The sequence below is a fragment of the Agrobacterium sp. 22-226-1 genome (genome assembly GCF_053522345.1).
Genome location: NZ_JBNWCP010000051.1, coordinates 1 through 1,729, shown reverse-complemented (window position 1 = coordinate 1,729; position 1,729 = coordinate 1). Strand labels below are relative to the sequence as shown.

Annotated in this window: 4 protein-coding genes; 2 read left to right on the top strand and 2 right to left on the bottom strand. The window is 58.9% G+C overall.

Going from position 1 to position 1,729, the window contains the following annotated elements:
- Nucleotides 1-205 (top strand): OST-HTH/LOTUS domain-containing protein (locus tag ACQZ5K_RS26995; protein ID WP_448742082.1); only part of this gene is annotated, 205 nt, incomplete at its 5' end.
- The gene (locus ACQZ5K_RS26990) at nt 195-476 is read left to right on the top strand and encodes a mobilization protein (protein WP_112357043.1); all 282 of its coding nucleotides are present in this window, start codon (nt 195-197) and stop codon (nt 474-476) included. The genes ACQZ5K_RS26995 and ACQZ5K_RS26990, both read left to right, overlap by 11 nt.
- Nucleotides 477-677: 201 nt before the next feature.
- Here the strand turns inward: ACQZ5K_RS26990 and ACQZ5K_RS26985 are convergent, their stop codons facing one another.
- Nucleotides 678-1,337, bottom strand: a complete 660-nt coding sequence (locus tag ACQZ5K_RS26985; RefSeq protein ID WP_060723868.1) for an outer membrane protein — start codon at nt 1,335-1,337, stop codon at nt 678-680.
- A 208-nt stretch (nt 1,338-1,545) separates the two neighbouring features.
- A partial coding sequence (locus ACQZ5K_RS26980) for an ester cyclase (protein WP_448742081.1) occupies nt 1,546-1,729 on the bottom strand: 184 nt, incomplete at its 5' end.

Genomic DNA, 1,729 nt, shown 5'->3' with positions numbered 1-1,729 from the left:
TCTGGCAAAGGTCGGTCTCTGGCTTGCCCTGCATGAGCCGGCGTTCAATCCGCGCCACTTCGGTTTTGCCGGGCTTGGCGGTTTCGTTGATGCCTGCCCTGCCATAAACGTCCGGCGCTGTGGCGAGGGCGGTCATCTGGTGAGGGTGAGGCTGGTGGAGAACAAGGCCCTCACAGCTTGCGAGGTAACCCGTGATGGTGCGTAAACCGGTTGCCCGTCGCATCGAGGAACTGGAGGCACGCAAGCGCTCGCTGATGGCACGGCTTGCCGCACGCGAACGGCGGCTTGAGGTACGGCGGAAAATGCTGCTGGGCACGTGGATGGTCAGTGAACTTCGACAATCGGCAGAGGAACCGGACGTGCGGATGCTGCGCGACTTGCTGCGGCGTCAGCTGCCGCAGATGACGCTGCGGGATGCCGATCGTCAACTGCTTGAGGAGTTGCTCAATGGGGAAAACGCGGACGGGAACGGTTGACGTTTGCTGGCGGTTGGCGGGAGCGTGCCTGACCGTGTCCGGTGCTGGTCGGCGTTTTCAATCATTGTGGTGCCATGAGGTGTGGCGAACAGGTCGCTCGCACTTGTTTACCCCCGGTTTGTCGCTCTCCTGCCTTCGGAAAAGGACAAGGAAAAAGCCCGGCACGATGGCCGGGCTTTCGCTGTTTCTTGTCCGGGTGGATCAGAATTTTACGCCGAGGCCGACGCGGATTGCATGCTGGTCGACATCTGCGTTGATTGCAGCGCCGCCGAAATTGAAATCCTTGTCGCCGAAGTCGGTGTAACGGTACTCGATGCGTCCGAACACCATGTCGGTAAATGCGTAGTCGAGACCAACGCCGACGGTGTAACCGTTGAAGGTTTCCTTCACGTCGGCAACGCCCGGAACTTCCGCATAGCCGCGAGCGTAGGCCCAGCCTGCGGTACCATAGACCAGTGCACGGTCAAATGCGTAGCCAACGCGGCCGCGGACCGAGCCCTGCCAGTCGAACCCGTAGTCGAAGCTTGTGCCCAGAATAGTGGCGGAATCGTCGCCCCAGTTCTTTTCGAAGTCTGCTTCAAGGCCAACGACCCAGCTGTTGCCAAGGTCATAGTTGAAACCGACGAACCCGCCGGCAAGAGCGCCGTCAAAGTCTGCGGATGTTTCACCTGGAAGGCCCACGATCGAAGCGTCGTTTTGATTCCAGCCGTAACCGGCCTGGACACCGGCTGTAAATCCGGTCCAGCTGAACAGCGGTGCAACGTCTGCTGCCGGGGCTGCAGGAACTTCTGATACGGCATCGGCCGCCATTGCAGTCGATGCGGCGAGCACGAATGCGATAGTCGATACGATTTTCTTCATAGTCTCTGAACTCCCTTACATGAGAGATCATTCATATGCGTTTTCTCTGAAAAATGATGTAACCTTTGTGCAACGCCCACGATCTCGGCGACTGTCTGCATAAACTGGAGACTGCCCGGGCGCGGTGGGAAGTCGCTTGCGATCGCGCTCGTCAGGGTAATTTTACGGGCCTTTGCCGGCCGCCGATGTCTTTGCAAGGCCAAGGCCGTCACCCAAGTTGACGTTCGATTGCGGCCTTGTCGATGACCGACCAGACCCTGCGGATTTTCATGTGCTCAAATTCGTAGAACACATGCTCGCAGAACTGAACCTTCCTGCCATTGACCGGGAGGCCCATGAACGTGGCTTTGGGCGTGCAATCGAACGAAAGCCGGGCAGCAATCCTGTTCGCG